Source organism: Streptomyces sp. NBC_00859, from assembly GCF_045161865.1.
Taxonomy (GTDB): Bacteria; Actinomycetota; Actinomycetes; order Streptomycetales; family Streptomycetaceae; genus Streptomyces.
On record NZ_CP108826.1, the window covers coordinates 7,787,447 to 7,806,575 of the forward strand.

At 69.4% G+C, this 19,129-nt stretch carries 21 protein-coding genes; 17 read left to right on the forward strand and 4 right to left on the reverse strand.

What is annotated here, in order from left to right:
• Positions 1 to 169 precede the first annotated feature (169 nt).
• The 3 genes from OG584_RS34360 to OG584_RS34370 are packed head-to-tail and all read left to right on the forward strand — an operon-like array spanning position 170 to position 2,177.
• Positions 170 to 424: a hypothetical protein gene (locus OG584_RS34360; protein ID WP_405783706.1), complete on the forward strand. Its 255-nt coding sequence runs from the start codon at positions 170 to 172 to the stop codon at positions 422 to 424.
• An 11-nt stretch (positions 425 to 435) separates the two neighbouring features.
• On the forward strand, positions 436 to 1,422 hold the full coding sequence (locus OG584_RS34365; RefSeq protein WP_405783708.1) for a 3-oxoacyl-ACP synthase III family protein: 987 nt from the start codon (positions 436 to 438) through the stop codon (positions 1,420 to 1,422).
• Complete coding sequence (locus tag OG584_RS34370) at positions 1,419 to 2,177, forward strand: 3-oxoacyl-ACP reductase family protein (RefSeq protein ID WP_405783710.1); 759 nt, start codon at positions 1,419 to 1,421, stop codon at positions 2,175 to 2,177. The genes OG584_RS34365 and OG584_RS34370 overlap by 4 nt, the downstream gene beginning before the upstream one ends.
• Before the next feature lie 202 nt (positions 2,178 to 2,379).
• Here OG584_RS34370 and OG584_RS34375 read toward each other — a convergent pair whose 3' ends face one another.
• Positions 2,380 to 3,237, reverse strand: a complete 858-nt coding sequence (locus OG584_RS34375; RefSeq protein ID WP_405783712.1) for a BTAD domain-containing putative transcriptional regulator — start codon at positions 3,235 to 3,237, stop codon at positions 2,380 to 2,382.
• A gap of 363 nt (positions 3,238 to 3,600) precedes the next feature.
• Here OG584_RS34375 and OG584_RS34380 point away from each other — a divergent pair, with 363 nt between their 5' ends.
• The 12 genes from OG584_RS34380 (at position 3,601) to OG584_RS34435 (ending at position 14,481) form a co-directional block, all read left to right on the forward strand.
• On the forward strand, positions 3,601 to 4,818 hold the full coding sequence (locus tag OG584_RS34380; protein ID WP_405783714.1) for an aminotransferase class I/II-fold pyridoxal phosphate-dependent enzyme: 1,218 nt from the start codon (positions 3,601 to 3,603) through the stop codon (positions 4,816 to 4,818).
• Positions 4,819 to 4,864: 46 nt separating this feature from the next.
• Positions 4,865 to 6,115: a beta-ketoacyl-[acyl-carrier-protein] synthase family protein gene (locus OG584_RS34385; protein WP_405783716.1), complete on the forward strand. Its 1,251-nt coding sequence runs from the start codon at positions 4,865 to 4,867 to the stop codon at positions 6,113 to 6,115.
• A complete protein-coding gene (locus OG584_RS34390) occupies positions 6,112 to 6,972 on the forward strand; it encodes a MaoC/PaaZ C-terminal domain-containing protein (RefSeq protein WP_405783718.1) in 861 nt (286 codons plus the stop codon). The genes OG584_RS34385 and OG584_RS34390 overlap by 4 nt, the downstream gene beginning before the upstream one ends.
• Positions 6,965 to 8,500: an AMP-binding protein gene (locus tag OG584_RS34395; protein WP_405783720.1), complete on the forward strand. Its 1,536-nt coding sequence runs from the start codon at positions 6,965 to 6,967 to the stop codon at positions 8,498 to 8,500. The genes OG584_RS34390 and OG584_RS34395 overlap by 8 nt, the downstream gene beginning before the upstream one ends.
• Positions 8,497 to 8,754 carry a phosphopantetheine-binding protein gene (locus OG584_RS34400; RefSeq protein WP_405783721.1) on the forward strand — a complete coding sequence of 86 codons (258 nt, stop codon included), beginning with the start codon at positions 8,497 to 8,499 and terminating at the stop codon, positions 8,752 to 8,754. Before OG584_RS34395 ends, OG584_RS34400 begins: the two co-directional genes overlap by 4 nt.
• A 2-nt stretch (positions 8,755 to 8,756) precedes the next feature.
• Positions 8,757 to 9,800 carry a hypothetical protein gene (locus tag OG584_RS34405; RefSeq protein ID WP_405783723.1) on the forward strand — a complete coding sequence of 348 codons (1,044 nt, stop codon included), beginning with the start codon at positions 8,757 to 8,759 and terminating at the stop codon, positions 9,798 to 9,800.
• On the forward strand, positions 9,793 to 10,629 hold the full coding sequence (gene trpA / locus OG584_RS34410) for a tryptophan synthase subunit alpha (protein WP_405783724.1): 837 nt from the start codon (positions 9,793 to 9,795) through the stop codon (positions 10,627 to 10,629). Before OG584_RS34405 ends, trpA begins: the two co-directional genes overlap by 8 nt.
• Before the next feature lie 2 nt (positions 10,630 to 10,631).
• On the forward strand, positions 10,632 to 11,006 hold the full coding sequence (locus OG584_RS34415) for an ectoine synthase (RefSeq protein WP_405783726.1): 375 nt from the start codon (positions 10,632 to 10,634) through the stop codon (positions 11,004 to 11,006).
• 48 nt (positions 11,007 to 11,054) lie between these two features.
• Entirely contained in the window at positions 11,055 to 12,200 is a 1,146-nt protein-coding gene (locus tag OG584_RS34420) for an acyl-CoA dehydrogenase family protein (RefSeq protein ID WP_405783728.1), read from the forward strand.
• Entirely contained in the window at positions 12,197 to 12,895 is a 699-nt protein-coding gene (locus tag OG584_RS34425) for a phosphoribosylanthranilate isomerase (RefSeq protein ID WP_405783729.1), read from the forward strand. The genes OG584_RS34420 and OG584_RS34425 overlap by 4 nt, the downstream gene beginning before the upstream one ends.
• A gap of 9 nt (positions 12,896 to 12,904) precedes the next feature.
• A complete protein-coding gene (locus tag OG584_RS34430) occupies positions 12,905 to 13,624 on the forward strand; it encodes an indole-3-glycerol-phosphate synthase (protein ID WP_405783731.1) in 720 nt (239 codons plus the stop codon).
• Between the two features lie 254 nt (positions 13,625 to 13,878).
• Positions 13,879 to 14,481, forward strand: coding sequence for a DUF1772 domain-containing protein (locus tag OG584_RS34435; RefSeq protein WP_405783732.1), 603 nt, complete (start codon positions 13,879 to 13,881; stop codon positions 14,479 to 14,481).
• Between the two features lie 76 nt (positions 14,482 to 14,557).
• On the opposite strand, the gene OG584_RS34440 is transcribed toward OG584_RS34435, so the two are convergent.
• Both OG584_RS34440 and OG584_RS34445 read right to left on the reverse strand, forming a co-directional pair.
• Entirely contained in the window at positions 14,558 to 15,052 is a 495-nt protein-coding gene (locus tag OG584_RS34440) for a DUF1772 domain-containing protein (protein WP_405783734.1), read from the reverse strand.
• A gap of 686 nt (positions 15,053 to 15,738) precedes the next feature.
• Positions 15,739 to 16,683 carry a ScbA/BarX family gamma-butyrolactone biosynthesis protein gene (locus OG584_RS34445; protein ID WP_405783736.1) on the reverse strand — a complete coding sequence of 315 codons (945 nt, stop codon included), beginning with the start codon at positions 16,681 to 16,683 and terminating at the stop codon, positions 15,739 to 15,741.
• Between the two features lie 99 nt (positions 16,684 to 16,782).
• Here OG584_RS34445 and OG584_RS34450 point away from each other — a divergent pair, with 99 nt between their 5' ends.
• Together OG584_RS34450 and OG584_RS34455 are read left to right on the forward strand one after the other, a co-directional pair.
• Positions 16,783 to 17,436: a ScbR family autoregulator-binding transcription factor gene (locus tag OG584_RS34450; protein ID WP_405783738.1), complete on the forward strand. Its 654-nt coding sequence runs from the start codon at positions 16,783 to 16,785 to the stop codon at positions 17,434 to 17,436.
• Positions 17,427 to 18,374 (forward strand): NAD-dependent epimerase/dehydratase family protein, encoded by a 948-nt coding sequence (locus OG584_RS34455; RefSeq protein WP_405783740.1) that lies wholly within the window; start codon positions 17,427 to 17,429, stop codon positions 18,372 to 18,374. The genes OG584_RS34450 and OG584_RS34455 overlap by 10 nt, the downstream gene beginning before the upstream one ends.
• Before the next feature lie 28 nt (positions 18,375 to 18,402).
• Here the strand turns inward: OG584_RS34455 and OG584_RS34460 are convergent, their stop codons facing one another.
• Positions 18,403 to 18,999: a TetR family transcriptional regulator gene (locus tag OG584_RS34460; protein ID WP_405783741.1), complete on the reverse strand. Its 597-nt coding sequence runs from the start codon at positions 18,997 to 18,999 to the stop codon at positions 18,403 to 18,405.
• Between the last annotated feature and the right edge of the window lie 130 nt (positions 19,000 to 19,129).

Here is a 19,129-nt window from a genome sequence, read left to right on the forward strand (position 1 = left end):
GGCGGCGACGGGAGTTCAACGACAGGCCCGGCGCGAGACGAGAAAACCCCCCGGCTCGCAAGAGATGTGCAAGACGAGGGCAGGCGGCCGCTGTTGCGCGCCGATTGCGCGACGAGAGGTTCCATGCATCTCGAAAAGCCCCAAGCCCTGCGGAGGAAGGACCCACCTCATGTCTCTGCCCACTATCGAAGAACTGGCGAGCCAGCTGGAGACCGTGTCGGGCGCACAGAAGGTCGACCCGGACCACCCGCTGCAACACATCCCGGACGTGGACTCGCTGGACCTGATGGAGTGGCTGTACGGCTTCCAGAACACGTACCCGGACATCCCGGCCGACGAGTCGCTCTTCGCCGACCTCGACGACACCACGACACTGCGTACCGTCTACGAGCGCATCCTGGCGCTCGTGCCGGCGCAGGCCTGAGCAGGCCGCGCATGAACGGCTTCGACATCACAGGGTGGGGAATGTCCGTCCCCGAACGCGTGGTCACCAGCACCGAGCTGGCCGAGCGGTTCGGCGTCGACGAGCACTGGATCACCAGCCGGTGCGGGATCAGTGAACGGCGCGCCGTCGGGCCGGGTCAGTCGACAGCCTCCCTGGCGGTCGAGGCCGGCCGGCGCGCACTCGCGAAGGCAGGCCTGAGCGGCGGCGACATCGCACACCTGATCGTCGCCACCGCCACTCCGGAGCAGCCCTCGCCGGCGACGTCCGCGTTCGTCCACCACGAACTGGGCATCGCCGGCAGCGCGCACGACGTCAACTCGGAGTGCGCGGGCTTCGTCTACGGGCTCGTGTCCGCGATGGCGCTGATCGCCATCGACCCGAGGCCCATCCTGCTCATCGGTTCGGACACCCACACCCTCACCGCCAACCCCGCCGACCGGGATCTGTCGATCCTGGTCGGGGACGGCGCGGGCGCGGTCGTACTCGAACCGGCCGCCGACAGCCAGGTCCTTGCCTGGAACCTCGGCGCGGACGGCAACTGCACCGGCAGTCTCAAGGTCCTGGCCGGCGGAAGCCGGATGCCGACCACCGAGGAGACGGTGCGCCAGGGTCTGCACTATGCCCAGATCAATGGCAACGAGATCTACCTCAACGCCGTGCGGTACACGGTCCGCACGGTGCGGGAGACGCTGCGCGACGCCAAGGTCGAGGCGGCCGACGTGCAGCACGTCATCCCGCACCAGGCCAATATCCGCATCATCAACTCGATCCTGGGCCACACCGGGCTGCGGCCCGAAGCGCTGGTGGCCAATCTGCACAAGTACGGGAACACGGCATCCGCGTCGATCCCGATCGCACTGACCGAGGCCCTGGACGAGGGCCGCATCAAGGAGGGCGACCTGGTTCTGCTGGCCGGTTTCGGCGCCGGCATGACCTGGGGGTCGATGCTCCTGAAATGGCGCGGAGGGACAAGATGAGCAACAGCGGGAAACCCGCGGGCATCCGGCCCGAGCACCCCGTCGCCCTGGTGACGGGAGCGTCCGGCGGGCTCGGTCAGGCTCTGGCGCTGGAACTGGACGCGCTCGGCTGCAAGGTGGCCGTCCACTACAACAGCTCCAGGGACGCGGCGCGCGCCGTCCAGGACAAGCTCACAGGCGAATCCGCCCTGGTGAGCGGTGACGTCGGGTCGTACGAGGCGGTGACAGCGATGTACGAGCAGATAGCCGCCGAGCTCGGCCCCGTCGACGTCCTCGTCAACAACGGCGCCATCCGCCGCGACCAGGTGATGGCGATGCAGAAGCCCGAGGACTGGGCCGCGGTGATCCAGACGAATCTGATCGGATCGTTCCACACGGCACGGGCATGCGTCCCGCACATGCTGCGCATGCGGTGGGGGAGGGTCATCAATGTGGTGTCGCCCTCAGGTCTGATCGCCACCGCAGGACAGACGGCGTACTCCGCATCCAAGGCCGGTCTGATCGGCTTCACCCGCACGCTGGCCGCCGAGTGCGGGCGGCGCGGGGTGACGGTCAACGCGCTCTCACCCGGCTTCATGATCACGGGAATGACGCAGAGTCTCCCCGGCCATGTGAAGGATTCGATGGAGTCGAAGGCGCCCGTGCCCCGTTTCGTGACGGTGGAGGAAGTCGCCCGCAGTGCGGGCCTGTTCCTGGAACAGGACTGCATGACCGGTCAGGTCATCAGTATCGACAGCGGCGTGTCCATCACCTGAACCGGCCCGCAGCGGCCCGCCGGAGCCCCCTCTTCGGCGACCCGCTGCGGGCTTTCCCCTCTTCCTCTGAACATGGGAAGAGGGGAAAACCGGAAACGAGGGAAAACGGGTGTACCGCACCACAGGAAAGAGGCGCCGGGCGGGGCCTGTACGGAATGAATTCGAGTATTCCGTACAAGCCCCGCCCGGCGCCTCGCAGTTCTTATGCCGCCGGCGGCCGCAGCACCTGGAAGGCCGCCATCATCAGCGGATCCACCGCTGCGGCAGCTTCCTCCGCGGCCGGATCGGGTGCGGGCAGCCCCTGCGGGCCCGGCTCGCGCAGCAGGTCGAGATAGAGGCACTGGGTGCGCGGGGCGGGTTCGATGCCGAGCTCGTCCGAGAGCAGCTCCCGCAGCTGGTGGTAGACGCGCAGAGCGTCCGCCCGGTTGCCGGCGGCCGCGTGCGCCGCCATCTGGCAGCGGTGCGCGCTCTCCCGGAACGGAGCCCGGCGTACCGCCTCGTCCGCGTACCGCAAGGCGTGGTGCCCGTTGCCCAGGGCGGCGGCCGAAACGCTCGCCAGCTCCAGCGCGGTCAGGCGCAGTTCATCGATACGTTCGCGCGTCGTGTTCACCCACTCACCCTCGTGGGCGGGCAGGAATGAGCCACGCAGATTGGCGACCGCACCGGTCGCGAGCTGCTGGGCCACCGCGTGAGCACGGTCCCGGCAGGCCTGGCGGGCCTCCGACACCGCCGCCTCCGCGGCTTCCAGATCGGTCACCGCGTCACCGGGCAGGTGCAGCAGATAGCGCCCGCTCTGCGCGATCAGCGGGGTCCCGCCGGGTTTCTGGTCATCGCTGGTGACGAAGGTGCGCACCCGGCTGACGACACTGCGCAGCGCGGACGCCCACGTGTCGGGTAGGCCCTGCGGCCAGAGCGTGTCCGCGAGCTGGTCGCGGCTGGTGCCGGCGGAGCGCTCCAGGACGAGCCGGGTGAAGGTGACCTGGGCCTGCGCGCTCGACAGATGCCGCGGCGCCTCTCCCTCGTGCTCGATGGTGACAAGCCCTACGAGTCGTATCAACACGTCGAAACTCCCCCAACGCGGATCAGGAACCGAGCGGGGAATACGGAAACTGCTTCCGCGTCGCGCCGTCTACTTCTCGCCATTCCCCGTGATGTCGACGTGACCTTCGCAGGGGCGTTCGACGCCTGTCAATCACGGCCGGGAACATACCGGCCGGAATGAATGGAAGCCCAAGTTCCATGGTGCAACAGGCCACCTGTCCTGCGGCTCTCCGCGTGCCCTCAAGGGATTTTCAAGCGAATCCCGAGAGGGCCGGCGGAATGCAAACAGAAGCTCTGAGTCTCGTGTTGCGTCCGTCTTGCGGAACGCGACGTAGAAATTTCCCAGGAATACAGGAGCGCCGAAATGGCTGAGGAGACTCAAGTGAACGCATCCGGAGGTTGGGAACGCCTCGCGCCGAAACTGGACGCCACGCTCAGACGCGTACAGGCGCTGGAGCCGGTGCCCGACCGCCGCAACAGCTTTGTCGCCTACACGGTCGAGCGGGACACCGCCTACGCCGACCTCGACGGGCGCCGGCTGCTGATGATGTCCGGCTACAGCTACCTGGGCCTGGCCGGTGACGAGCGGGTGGTCGCCGCCGCCAAGGCCGCCGTCGATCTGTACGGCACCGGGAACCACGGAGTGCGGGCACTGGCCGGGTCCATCCCGCTGCACGAGGAACTGGAGGCCGAGGTCGCCCGGTTCGCGGACCGCGAGACCGCCATGGTCTTCGGCTCCGGGTACGCCGCCAACGTCGGCACCGTCGGCGGGATCGTCGGCGCCGGCGACACCGTCTTCATCGACAAGTACGACCACGCCTCCATCGTCGACGGCTGCCGCCTGTCCGGTGCCACCGTCACCCGGTTCCGGCACAACGACGTCGACCACCTCGACCGGCGCCTCGCCGCGGCCTCTCCGGACGGGGTCCGCCTCGTCGTCGTCGACAGCGTCTACTCGATGGACGGCGACATCGCCCCGCTTCCCGAACTGCGCAAAGTGTGCGACGAGCACAACGCGCTCCTCATGGTCGACGAGGCGCATGCACTGGGCGTCATCGGCGCCACCGGACACGGGATCGAGGAGCACTTCGACCACCGTGTGAAGGTCGACATCAAGCTCGGCACACTGTCCAAGGCCATCCCGTCCATGGGCGGCTGGGTGGCGGGCCCCGCCGAGCTGATCGGCCATCTGCGCTACGCGGCCCGCCCGTTCCTGTTCTCCGCCGCCCTGGCGCCCGCCCAGACCGCGGCCGCCCTGGAGTCGCTGCGCATCCTGCAGCGCGAGCCCGAGCGGGTCACACACATCCAGCGCGAGTCCGCACGGCTGCGGTCCCTCATCAACGCCGGAGGGCTGCGCACCCAGGACAGCGAGACCGCCGTACTCCCGCTGATCGCCGGTTCCGACGACGCGGCGTACGACCTCGCCACCGCCTGCCGCAAGAATGGCGTCATCGGCATCCCGGTGGTCACCCCCGCGGTCCCCAACGACCTGGCACGGCTGCGGATCGCGGTGACCGCGCGGCACACGCCGCAGGACATCGACTTCGCAGCAGAGGCATTCATCAAGTCCGCTCGTGAGTGCGGCATCCTCCCGGCCTGAGCGGGCGCGGAAGGACCTGGGACACCGGACGGAGACGAGAACGAAGATGACTGCCGCTGCCTTCCCCCGCCCCCTGGTGGTGATCACCGGGATCGGCGTGGTCACGCCCGCCGGGTGCACACCCGAGGCCCTGTGGGCCGCGCTGCGCGCCGGCCGCTCCACCGCCACCGAGCTCGACCACTTCGACCTGAGCCGCCACCGCGCCCGCATCGGCTGCCGGGTCAGCGGGCTCGACGTCGAGGGGCCCGCAGCCCTCGTGCCCGCCAAGGACGCACGGCGCATGGACCCGTTCGCGCTGTACGGCACCACGGCCGCGCTGGCCGCCCACCGCGATGCGGGAGCCCCGGCGCCCGACCCGCAGCGCACCGCGATCGTGGTCGGCAACGCGGTGGGCGGGCGGGCCACCAGCGACCGCGAGTCGGCCCACTACAGCGAGGTGGGCCCGCACCGGGTCAATCCGCTGATGCCGCTGCTGACCATGCCCAACGCGGCGGCGGCCCAGATAGCGATGCGGCTGGGCTGGACCGGCCCGGCCACCACCATCGCCACCACCTGTGCGAGCGGCGCCGACGCGATCGGGCACGCCACCGCGCTGCTGCAGTCCCACCGAGCCGACGTGGTGATCGCGGGCGGCTGCGAGTCCACGCTCACCCCCGTCACTCTCGCCGCGTTCGGCAACCTCAACGCTGTCTCCCGGCGCAACGACGATCCCGCGCACGCCTCGCGCCCCTTCGACACCGACCGCGACGGGTTCGTCATGGGGGAGGGGGCCGGATTCGTCGTCCTGGAACGCCTCGACGACGCACGGGCCCGCGGAGCCCGCCTCTACGCCGAGATCGCCGGGTACGCCGCCACCGCCGACGCCCACCACCTGTCGATGCCGCTGCCCGACGGCGCCGGCGCCGCAGCCGCCATGAGCGGTGCCCTCGCCGACGCCGGCCTGACCCCCGACGAGATCGTCCACATCAACGCACACGGCACCTCGACCCAGCACAACGACCGCGCCGAAGCCAGGGCCCTGGCCAAGGTCTTCGGCCCACACGGGCCGCCCGTCACCGCATCCAAGGGCGTCATCGGCCACCTCATCGGGGCCGCCGGGGCCGTCGAGATCATCGCCGCCGTGCAGGCGATGTGCGCCCAGGAGGTGCCGCCCACCGCCAACCACGAACACCTGGAGCCCGGAATGGAGATCGACGTGGTGCACACAACCCCACGGCCCGTCGCGCTGGGACCCGCCCTGTCGAACTCCTTCGGCTTCGGCGGCCACAACGCGAGCCTGGTGGTGGCACCGGCATGACCACCACCACCCCCACACACACCGCCCGGCGCACCGTCACCCAGGACGAGGTGAGCGCCCTGCGGACCGCCGTACGGGCCATCCTGCCCACCCCGGCTTCCGGGACGGACTCCGACGCTTCCCCCGTCCACGCCTTCGTCCTCGCCCACACCCTCGCCGACACGACGGTGCGCGAACTGGCCGAGGCCGAGCCGGAGCCCGTCTCCGTGGTCCACCTCGGCCAGGACATCCGCATCGCACACCCCATCCGACCGGGCGAGCAGATCACCGTAACGCTCGACGTGCTCGGCGCCCGCCGCGAACCGCGCGGCACCCGCGTCGCCGTCCGGGCCCGACTCACCGCCCCGGACGGCACCGACCGCGCCGAACTCCACACCGGTGCGCTCCTGCTGGGTGCGCGCGCCATCGAACCGTTCGGACAGATACCGGCCGCGGCCGCACCCGCCCCCCTGGGCGGGCCGGGCGAACCTGCCCACGCCGAGCACACACTGACCCCCCACTGGATCCGCGGCTACGCCCAGGCCTCAGGCGACCTCAACCCGATCCACCTCGACGCCCGCGCTGCCCGTGACGCCGGCTTCCCCAACGTCATCGCCCACGGCATGAGCGTGCTCGCCCTGGCCCTGGAGGAGATCGCCGACCGGTACGCGGACGGCGACATCACCCGCGTCGTGGCCGTCAGCGGACGGTTCTCCGCACCGGTGACACCCGGGCACACGCTGCGCATCGAGCTCACCCCGGACACCGGGCCCAGCCTGGTCCGCTTCACCTGCCGGACCCCCGACAGCATCGCCGTCAAGAGCGGCTGGGCCCAACTGGCACCCACCGGACCACTGCCGGACGGCCACCATGGCTGACCCGGCCACCGGGCTGCTGCACGGATTCCTCGGTCAGGTCCGCGCCCGCCCCGACGCACCCGCACTCGTATGGCACGGTCGACAGACCAGCTACCGCGAGCTGTACGAGAGAGCGGGCCGCGAACGCGAACGCCTCGCCCTGCTGTCCCTGCCCGCCGGCGAGCCCGTCGGCGTCCTCACCGCCAAGTCGCCCGCCGCCATCGCCCTCGTGCTCGGCTGCCTGCTCGCGCGCCGCCCCTTCCTGCTGCCCTCCCCACAGCTCGCCGGCACACTGCTCACCCAGCTGTTCGCGCAGGCGGGCTGCCGCCACGTACTGGCCCCTCAGGGGGAACCGCAGCCCTCCCTCGCACCGGACCACAGCCACACCCCCGCCCACCCCGTGCCGGGGGACACCACATTCATGCTGACCACGTCCGGCTCCACCGGACTGCCCAAGATCGTGCCACTCGGCCCACAGGCGGTGAACCACTTCGTCACCTGGGCCGGACCGGCCTTCGGAATCACCACCGCCACCACCGTCCTCAACCACGCACCGCTCAACTTCGACCTGTGCCTGCTCGACGTGTGGAGCACCCTCACACACGGCGGCCGCGTCGTCCTCGTCGACCCCGGGCACGCCGTCGACGGAAGGCACCTGCTCGACCTGCTGCTCGCCCACGACGTGCAGGTCGTCCAGGCAGTACCGATGTTCTACCGGCTCGTCCTGGACGCCGCACACCGGGCAGGCGTGACCCTGCCTTCCGTACGCCGCGCCGCCTTCACCGGCGACACCCTGCCCGACCGCACGCTCGCCGAACTGCGCGAACTGCTGCCCGCGGCACGCCTGGCCAACATCTACGGCTGCACCGAGACCAACGACAGCTTCATGTACGAGATCGACACGACGACCACCGTGTTCCCGCCGGTGCCCATCGGTGCCCCCCTGCCCGGGGTCTCGGCACTCGTTCTCGACGACAACGGCGCCGAGGTCACAGGACCCGGCGCAGGCGAGCTCTTCGTCAGGACACCCTTCCAGTCCGGCGGATACCTCGACCCGGCCCGCAGCCGGGGCAAGTTCACCGCCCACCCCCTGGGCCACGACGCCCACGGCTGGTATCGCACCGGCGACCTCGTACGGCGCGACGCCGACGGACTGCTGCACCTGACCGGGCGCAGCGACTTCCAGGTCAAAGTGCGCGGAGTCGCCGTCAACACCGCCGAGATCGAACAGGTGCTGCTGCGCCACCCCGCTGTCCTGGAGGCCGGCGTCGCGGCCCAGCCCGACCCGCTCACCGGAAAACGGCTGGTCGCCGGAGTGCGACAAGCACCCGGCAGCGGCCTCAACAGCCTGCTGCTGAAGGAGCACTGCGCCCGCGCCCTGCCCAGGGCAGCCGTCCCCGGCGTCCTGCGGATCACCGACGAACCGCTTCCCAGGACCGCCACCGGAAAGGTCGACCGCACCGCGCTCGACCGGCTCAGCGGACCGTCCCCGGCACTGCCGGACGACGGTTCCCGAGAGCTGACCCCAGTAGAAGGAAGGACGTCATGAGCAACACCACCACCATCAAGCAGTTCCTCATCGAGGAGTTCCTGCCGGACCTGACCGAGGCCCAACTCGCCGACGACCAGGACCTGCTGTCCAGCGGGGCCATCGACTCCCTCGGCCTGCTGAAGCTGATCGCATGGGTCGAGGACCGCTTCGAGCTCACTGTCGACGACACGGACCTTGACCCCGACAACTTCCGCAGCGCCGCCGCCATCGACGCGTTCATAGTGGGCTCGCGCCAGGGGGTGACCAGCTAGCCATGCACGACGCGCTCACCGGCCTGCTGGCGCGGCGCACGGTGGCCGAGCGCGAGACCTGGCGGTCCCTGTGGGACCAGCTCGGTGACGGCAAGCTCCCCGCGGAGCAGGCCGTCACCCTGCTGGCCTCCCTGGCCACCCGGCTCCCCGACCCCGCCACGCTCGCCGCCCTGCACGGCTCTCTTCTGGAGCGGCGCCCCGCGCGCCCCGGGCCCGCCTGGCCCGCGACCGTCAACATCGTAGGCACCGGCGGCGGCCCCGCCACCTTCAACATCTCGACGGCAGCCGCATTCGTGGCCGCCGCCGCCGGGGTGCGCGTCGTCAAGACCGGCTCGCGCGCCTATACCTCCAGCCTCGGCTCCGTCGACCTCCTCGAACGCCTCCAGATACGCCTGACATCCTCGTACGAGGAGACCCAGGAGCACCTGGAGCGCGACGGAATCGCCTTCGCCGGGCCCTTCGTCTACCCCGCCGAACTCACCCGCCTCGCCCGCACGGTGGCACCCCTGAGCATGAAGACCTTCGGACGCTTCCTCAACGCCCTCGGCCCCTTCCTCGCCGACCTGCCCGTCACCGCCCAGGTCACCGGCGTGTCGCACACCATGCCGCTGGAGGACCTGCGCACCCTCGCCGACACCATCACCACCCGCCCGGTATGGCTGACCACCAACGACCAGGGCGCCGACGAACTCCTCGGCTTCGCCGACAACACGATCCATCAGGGCCACGGACGCCAACTGCACATCCCTGCGGGCCGGTGGACAACGCCCGACGGCGGCTTCGAAGCACTCGCACCCGCCCCCAAGGGCGAAGCCGTCGACCACTTCCTGGCTGTCCTCGCCGGCCGCGCCCACCCGGCGGCCACCGCCACCGTGTGCCTCAACGCCGCCGCCCTCGCACTCGCCGCCGGCCTGCACACCCGGTGGAGCACCGCGCTCGCCGCCACCGACCACGCCGTCACCAGCGGCGCCGCCACCGCCCTCGTCCACCGGCTGCGCAGCGGACGCGGCACGCCGCACACCACCGGGGCGGTACGCCATGGCTGACTTCTTCGCCCACCGTCCACCGGGCCGGCCCGGCCTCGCCCTGTTCCTCAACGCCGGGGACCCACCGCTGGACGAACTCACCGACGTCGCCCTGATGCTCGACGAAGAGCGCGTCGACTGCCTCGAGCTGGCCGTGCCCTTCCCCAACTCCTTCACCGACGGCCCCGTCGTACGCCGCTCCGCGCACCGCGCCCTGGACCGCGGCACCGGCCTCGACGACGTACTCGCCTTCATCGCCCGGACCAGGCCTCGCCTGCGGCACCTGCGCATCGCGCTGCTCACCGACTGGAGCCACTCACTCAAGCACCGTGACCTGGACACCACCGTCAAGGACATCACCGCATCAGGTGCGGACGGACTGCTGGTGCACGGCCTGCCTCCCCGGCTTCGCGCTGCCTACCGGGAAGCGACACGGGCGGCGGGCACAGCGGTGGTGAGCACCTGCTACCCGACCAGCCCCGAGGAGACAAGGGCCCAGGCAGCCCGGGACGCCACCGCCTACCTCTATCTCGTGGCCCACTACGGCCGCAGCGGCACCGCGCCCCCCGCGGGCCACGCCGCACTCGCCCCGACCGTCACTGGCCTGCGGGCGCACAACGACTCCCCGATCGCCGTCGGCTTCGGGGTCAGTACGCGCAGCCATGTCGCGGCGGTCGCCGCGAGCGGAGCCGACGCTGCCATCGTCGGCTCCGCGGGCGTGGCCCGCGTCGAGCAGACCCTCCACGAAGAGGGCTGTGTCACCACCGCGCTGCGCGACTTCGTCCGGTCGATCCGCCCGGAACCGGACGAAGCCGGCACACCCGTCTCCCGTACACACCAAAGGAGTTGACCATGATCATCCGCGACCTGGAGACCGTCAAGACCGTCGACTGGGGCAACGGGCTCAGCGCCCGCTTCCTCACCAAGGACGATGGCGTCGGCTACTCGCTCACCGACACCACCGTGCGGGCCGGCACCAAGTCCCGCCTGGAGTACCGCAACCACCTCGAGGCCTGCTACTGCATCGGCGGCTCCGGAGAAGTGATCGAACTCGACGGCACCGTGCACCCCATCACCCCGGGCCGTATGTACGCCCTCGACCAGCACGACCCGCACTACCTCGTGGCATCCGCACACGAGGACCTGCACCTGGTCTGCGTCTTCACCCCGGCCCTGCAGGGAGACGAAGTGCACAGCCTCGACGCGCACAACTCGTCCGCGTACTGATACCCGCGGCCCCCTGAAGGGGCAACACCCACGAAGGGGGGAACCACAGTGATTCGCTGGAACACCGACCAGACCGACCTGCGGGACGGTCTGGCCCGGTGGGGCGACGCTCTCAGCGCCGACCACATCGCCCAGGAGGAACAGGCAGCCTTCTCCTGGGACAAGTGGAAACTCGTACGCCGGACGGGAATCCTCGCCCTGCCCTTCGCCGAGGAACACGGCGGCCTGGGCCAGTCCCTGCTCACCACCATGTACGTCCTCGAAGGCCTGGGAGAGCACTGCCGTGACGCGGGGCTGAACTTCTCCGTCACCACCACCATGGCCAGCACCGGCGTCCCCCTCACCCGGTTCGGCACCGCTGCACAGAAAGCGAGATATCTCCCGCTGGTCTGCTCCGGCGAGGCGATCGGAGCACACGCGATCACCGAAGCCGAGTCCGGCAGCGACGCCATGGCGATGACCACCCGGGCCGAGCGCGACGGTGACGACTTCCTCCTGAACGGAACCAAGATCTTCGTCAGCAACGGGCCGGTCGCCGACGTGTTCGTCGTCTACGCCCGCACCCGCCCCGACAGCGGCGCCCTGGGCGTCACCGCGTTCCTGGTGGACCGTGCGACGCCCGGCCTGACCGTCGGCAGACCGATCAAGAAGATGGGGCTGCGTACCTCACCCCTGAGCGAGCTCCACTTCGACGGCTGCCGCATCCCCCGCACCCAGGTCCTCGGCCGCGTCGGCGGCGGGTTCATCGTCCTCGACCACGTGATGAAACGGGAGATCCTCCTCTCGTTCATCGTCAACGTGGGGGAGATGCAGCACCGGTTCGGCCGCTGCGCCGAATACGCCCGCACCCGGCGTTCCTTCGGCAAGCCGATCGGCTCCTACCAGACGGTCGCCAACAAGATCGTCGACATGAAGATGGGCCTGGAGACATCGAGGAAGTGGCTGTACGACACCGCCGAGCGCCTGGAAGCGGGCCAGGACGTCACCGAGGACCTGGCCATCGCCAAACTGATCACCAGCGAGGCCAACACGGCAGGCGCGCTGGCCGCCGTGCAGATCTTCGGCGGACACGGATATATGAGCGAGTACGGGCTCGAGCAGGAAGTGCGCAACGCCGTCGGCGGCACCATCTACTCGGGCAGCAACGAGATCCAGTACAACCGCATCGCAGCCCAGCTGGGCCTGGGCCGGTGAGCACGGCACCCGCACCGCTGCCCCCACGCACCCGCACCGTCAAAGTGTGCGGAGCTACGAGCACCCGCGACACCGACGTCCTCGCCACCGCCGGGGCCGACCTCGTCGGCCTGTGGCACGGCGTGCCCGGCGGCCCCGCCGAACTGCCGGAGCACGAGGTGGCGGCCCTGGCGGCCGCCGCCCGCGCCACCGGCGTACTCCAACCCGTCCTGGTCACCTTCCTGAGCGACGCCCACACCCTGAGCGGCGTACTGCGCCGCACTGGCATCGACATCGTCCAACTCCACGCCTACCAGCGCCCGTCCACCGTGCGCGCCCTGCGCGCCGCCCTGCCGGACACCGTCATCATCAAGGTGCTGCACGTCACGGCCGGCGCCTGCCCGGAGCGCCCGCTGCTCGGAGCATACGAGCGGGCGGGGACCGATCTCTTCCTCATCGACGCCACCACTCCCGACGGCCGCATCGGCAGCACCGGGCAGTGCCTGTCCGAGGACGCCGTCCTCGATCTGGCCGAACGGTTCACTCTGCCGTTCTGGCTCGCCGGAGGACTCACCCCGGCGAACCGGTCCGCCCACGAGAGGGTCCTGCGCCACCCCCGGCTGCTCGGCATCGACGTCGACACCGCGGCCCGGGGCGGCGACGGCCGCTTCGCGGCCCCCGCCGTTAACCGGCTCGCCCGGGTCTGGGGCACCTAAGGAGCACCCATGAACAACCACTTCATCGAATCCCTGCTGGCCGCCGAGCGACCCTTGGTGATGGAGGTCAAGCGGCGCGACGCGCACGGCTTCGACCTCATCGCCGGCCATACGCCCGCCGAGATCGTGACCGCCTACGAAAAGGCCGGCGCGCCCTGCATCTCGGTGGTCACCGGCCGCTGGTTCGGCGGCACCCACGAACTGCTGCGCGACGTGGCCCGCCTCACCGAACTCCCCCTACTGCAAAAGGACTTCATCACCCGCAGCGGGCAACTCGACACCGCGAGGGAACTGGGCGCCTCAGCCGTCCTGCTCACCGCCGGACTGCTGCCCGCCTCCGCGCTGCGCACCCTCGTCACCGCGGCGCTGCGCGCCGGACTCACACCGTTCGTAGAGGTCACCACCGAGGCCGAGATCGCAGCGGTGCCGCACGCCGACGAATGCGTCATCGCCGTCAACAACAAGGACATCACCACCAAGGAACGCGACCGGGGCGACCTCACCCGCAGCTTCGACCTGCTGCCCGCGCTGATCGCCAGCGGCACGCCCTGTCCGGTCAGTGCCAGCGCCATCGACACACCGCAGACAGCGGCCCTGCTGCTCGACGCGGGTTTCGGCGGCCTGCTCGTCGGTACGGCACTGCTGCGCTGCAGCGCACGCGACGTGTGGCTGGCCACGCTGGACGGCGCCCGGACGGCCGTGCGCACGGCGCAGCCCACAGTGGCCTGAACAGCCCGCACACCGAATCCCCGTGCCACCGTTCACCTGCTGGATCACCGTGCAACGTGCAGCATGCACAGATACCGGCCAGGCGACCCGGGCACGATTGCTCAAGCGCCGCTCGACGGCCGCTGGAGGAATGCTCGCGATGCTGTCCAGGACAGACCGGGACGCCGTGGCGGCCCGGAGGGAATCCGCTTAACCTCATGAACAGCGCGCCTCGGCACCGTACTTACGAACCAGACCAGAGCGAGGACGTACCGATGACAGCCAATCCGTACCAGCAGCCGTACGGCCACCCCGGCGCCTATGCGCCGATCCCGCAGCCGCCCCAGCCGCCTGCCCGACCGAGCAAGGCCGCGGGCTGGCTGCACATCGTGTCGGTCGTCACGCTCGGCCTGATGGCCGGCCTGTTCTTCGCATTCGACGTCTCGGTCATGCCCGGACTCGCGAAGACCGACGACCGCACCTATGTGGCCGCGATGCAGCAGTTCAACGCGGAGATCGACGGCAACGGCCTGTTCGTCCTCATCTTCTGCGGAGCGATCATCGCGGCGGGCCTTGCGGCTGTGCTCGAGTTCCGCCGGGGGCGCAAGACCATCGCCCTGTGGGCGGGCCTGGCCGCAGTGCTCTACCTGATTGTCCTGATGCTCACGATGGGCGTGGAGATCCCGCTCAACAACCAGCTCGCCGACCTGGGAGATCCCGCCAAGATCCACGACTTCTCCCTCGTCGACAAGTTCAAGGGATCGTGGGAGTCCGTCAACATCGTGCGCACGCTGCTCAACACCGCGGCTCTCGGCTGCGCGGCGTATGCGGCCAAGCTGCACGGCCGCGCTGAGGCCCTGCTCGGTATCGGCCGCTGATCTTCGGGAAGGGTTCCGCCGTTGAAGGCGGGCGCGGGCACCGAGCCCGCGCCCGCCTTCACCGTCACCCTCATCCTCAGCTCGCTCCGTGCAGGACGAGGGACCAGCACAACAGGCCCGTCGCGGTACTGCACAACACCGCTCGTACGATGTTCCAGCGCACCCACCTGCCTTCGAACCGCTCGCGCACCTCGTGTGGCCCGGCGATCCTGCCGCCATGCCCCGCTGCATCGAGGGCCTTGTTGAGCGGGATGTTCACCTGGCTGGTGACCGACATCGACGCCAGGTAGCAGATGAACGCACCGATCGTCGGTCCCACCGCGTCCCGGTCGCCGCCGCCGAGCTGCAGCCCGATCGCGAGCGCCGTGAACACGAACGCGCCGATGTATCCGAGCACGAACCATCCGTTGAGGATGGCCACATTGATCCGCTGCATCACATCGATGAACGTCCGGTCGTCACCGCCGCGCAGCGCCGGCATCACCGAGCACGCGAACGCGTAGAACAGCCCGCTGACCAGTCCACACGTCACCGTGGCCGCGACGAGCGCGAGAGCTTGTGCGATGTTCATTGTCCGACCCCTCTCTCTCCACTGCCATGGTGCGCGGGCCAGTCAACTCTATGGAGCGCAAAGGAAATGCAAGAGAGAGGTCAAGTGCCCGGTGCCGGGGTGCACACTGCTCCGACTGGGCCGTCACCGCGGCGGGAAAGAGAACACCACCCCATACCGCCTGGGCGCACCGCACCGCTGTCAACCACGGCGGCCGTGAACGGCGCAGGCTCGGTGAGATCCGGCCAACGGCATACGCGCTGTTCGAAGTGTTCGAATCTGCTGTGGGAGCGATCCTAAGCAGCAGCTCCTCCCGCAGCGGTTTGCTGCCCCGCGGCTCGCGGGTCAGGTGCGAGTCTCCTGGGGCGAAAGACGGCCTTGGAGAGCCGGCTCCGTTTCCTCGCTCGTATCCAATCCCAACGCGCTCCGGACCAGATCGAGTTGGACTCCGTGAGGGTGGTTGTCATCCATCGCTACTGGGGGGCGTTTTGCGTCCCGGGCGTCCCGGGCGTCCCGGGCGCGATGAGATGGACGTTCGTGACGGAACGGCTCCGTCGCCCGCCGAGTAGGCAGCCCGGCGGGCGACGATACGGCGCTACTGGCAGGCAGCTGTCGTCACCGCGGTGATCACCGGTGACGACAGCTGAACGGCCCTCTCACTTGGCCATCAGGGCAGCCAGGGGCGTTGCGCGGGCGCGGAGACGTTCCTAGAGCGGCAGGACGTTGGCCAAGGCGGAAAATGCGACGGTGTCATTCTGATGCGCCTCGACGGAAACGGTCGTGCTGGTCTGGTCGCTGGCGACGCCCGCGAAGGTGCGCAGCAGGCATGCGGCGTCGAACTCGACGTACTGGTTGAAGGTGATGTCCAGGCCCGTGACGATCGATGGTGTGGCCTCGGTGGTGGCGTGGGCGCATTGGCGCACTGCTTCGAGGAGGAGCATGCCGGGGGCGTGGTCGAGTGGATGGTCGAAGAAAATGGGGTGCGCGGTGTCGATGCGCAGCTGCCACGCGTCGGTCGAGTCGGTCTGGCTCAGGACCACGTCGCGCAGGCGGGGCCGTCCAGCTTGTGCCGGTGAGGCGGGCGCATCGGCGAGGGATGCGCCCGCAGTCTTCATCAGGGTCCGGGCGTCATGTCGTCCCCGGCGAAGCCGCTGGTAGACGTTGGGTGCATGGCAGCCGAAGCGCGTCTCGGACACGGCGATGAGCTGCTGGTCGCGGAATGCTTCGACGTGCATCGACATGCGCGCGGGTATGGTGCGATGGAGCTGGATGTCGTTGCAGCGGACGCGGAGTTCGATCTCGGCCGGCTCCTCCCTGATGTCCAGCCCCTGCGGGTTGACCGAGTAGTGGAAGCGGCTCCAGCTGAGGGCGTAGCCCATCGGCATCGCGTACGCGGCGTGCGCCAGTAGCGGGAATGTCTGCCGGATCGTCTCGCACAGAAGCATCGGGTCGTAGATGCCTGCGTCATCGGCGTAGAAGCTGTGGAAGCGGGGCCACTGGGCTGTGACGCGGAAGGCGTCGTGGTCGGTTCGCTCCCAACCAGTGAGGAACACTTCCGAGACCGCTGCCCTGTGCACGTATTCTCTGGCCACGGTCGTGGTGAGAATCGGGCCAGGCTGTGGTGAACGCGCAGCTGTAGCCAGCATGTTCATTCGTACCCCCTGTGAAGGCGACCACTCGGAACGGTGAGGGCCGCTGAAGTCTGTAAGATAAGGGGTGTTCGTTTTCTGTGTCGAGGGAGTGGTGAACCTGTGACGTCAAAGATTCGTCAAGTGCGGGCCGTCAAGACACGCGAGATCGTCCTGCAGGCGGCGGCAGAAGTCTTCGACGAGGTCGGCTACTCGAAGGCAAGCATCCGCATGATCATGGAGCGGGCGCAGATCACTCAGGGGGGCATGTACTTCCATTTCAAGTCGAAGCAGGGCATCGCTGAAGCGGTCATAGCCAGCCAGCAGCAGTTCGTCCAGCTCCCGGAGGGGACCGACGGCCTGCAACGGCTCATCGACATCACCTTCTACCTGGCGTATGAGCTGCAGACGAACGCGAGGTTCCGTGCCAGCGTCCGACTGGCCGTGGAGCAGGAGGAGTTCGGCGGCCGCGACGCTACCGCGTACCTGGAGTGGGCCGATCAGTTCCACCGCCAACTGGTTGCCGCCCGAGCCCGAAAGGAGCTGCGCTTCGGGGTGGACGAGGGGGAGTTCGCCACCATCTTGATGGCCTCCTACTCGGGGCTGCAGCTCTTCTCCAACATTTCGACCGGCCGGGCGGACCTGGTCCAGCGCGTCACGACCCTGTGGCGCTACTTCCTGCCCGCACTTGCGCGCGAGGACGTCATCGACCGGCTGCGTATCACCGCGCCTGCACCGCGGGCGGGAGAAGCCGAGGCGAGTTCTGCATGCGCATAGTGATGACCGGCGCCACAGGCTTCATCGGATCTGCGGTGCTGGAGCGGCTGACGGGCCCCGGGGCTCCCGGCCCGCAGGATTCCCCGATACATCTCACTGTGCTGGGCAGGACACCGTCCGCCAGGATCAGCGCATCAGGCGCCGACTGGCGTACGGCGGACCTCGCCGACCCCGGCTCGCTCAGCGGCACATGCCGGGATGCCGATGTCCTTCTGCATCTCGGCGGCACCCTGAGCCCGGACCCCGAGGTGTGCCACGCCGTCAACGCTGCCGGAACCGCAGCCCTCATGAGCGAGGCCCGGAACGCCGGTGTACGGCGGATCATCCACCTGTCCACCGCGGCCGTCTGCGGTCCGGGTCCCCATCGCGGGCTGGAAGTCCAGGAGATCATACCGAAGCCGGTTTCACCTGCCAGCATCTCGCGTCTGGCCGCTGAGGGCCCCGCTCTCGATGCTGGTGCGACAGTGCTGCGCCCCGGGCTCGTCCTTGGGCGTGGCGACCGCTGGGTCGTGCCGGCGCTGGCCCAGTTGCTCGAACGCGTACCCGCCCTGTGGGACGGTGGCCGGGCAAAGCACTCTGCCGTTGACGTGCGCAGCCTGGCCCAACTCATCGTGAGTCTGGCGCTGCAGGACGATACGGTACCGGCCGGCGTTTTTCATGCCAGCCATCCTCAGCCCGTGACCACCGGGCAACTCCTCAACGCCCTCGCGGACCTGGGAGTGCTCAAGCGGGTCACCGAATCTTGGGAGTGGCGGCGCTGCCTGGAGGTCTTCAGGTCCACACCCGGCTCTCTGAGCGAGCGGCAGTTCCACCTCCTTGCCCAGGACCACTGGTATGTCAGCAGAGCCATCTGGGAGACCGCCGCTCTGCATCCCGGAGCCGGCCCTCATCTCCAGCTGGCCGATGCGCGTAGCTGGTACCGAAACCTCACGCTCTGATCAGAGGCTGCCCGCCGCGGTGGTGCGCTCAACCGGCACCCGGGACGTCCCGGGTGCCCACCTGGACACCACGGAGCGCCAATTCGCAGGCCCGTCCCAGCCGCAGGCTCTGCTGAGGCCCGGAGGGTGAGATCCGCCAGAGCGCCTCCGCGCCGCGCGTCAGGTATTCGGCAAGGTCCACCACATCTTCGGCCGACACGTCGGCTCCCAGCAGCCCGTGGGTGTAAGCCTGCCGAACGTGGGCGGCCACGGCCGGCAGCCAGGCTGCGGTGAGCAAATCCGTGCCCGACCTCTCATGAGCCAGCCGCAGGGCGGCCCGGACCATGACGTCGCTTTCGAGGAGTTCGGCGAACGCCACCGTCAGATCGACCACCGCCTTGAGTGGTGCCGCGGTTCCGGCAGATGCCAGGACGGCCGTTGCACGCGCCCTACCCTCGTCTTCCACGGCGTCGGCCAAGTCCGCCTTGTTCGCGAAGTGGAATGTGATGGCACCCACCGACATCTGGGCGGTCTCGCATACCTGCGCGAGAGATGTGGAGGGGTAGCCGGCGTCGTCGAAGCGCTGCCCCGCTGCTGCGATAAGCGTTGCCCGGGTGCGTGTCGATCGCTCCTGTCGCTTGGACATGGTCTCTCCGGTGTCGAGTTGGGACGGGCGGGGCCGCCGAGTGCTGTCTGGTGACGGGGCGTCCCGCCTTCACTCCCGCTGCTCGCGAGGACTGCAGTCTGTAGTGCCTGCTGAGCGCGCAGCAACCGAA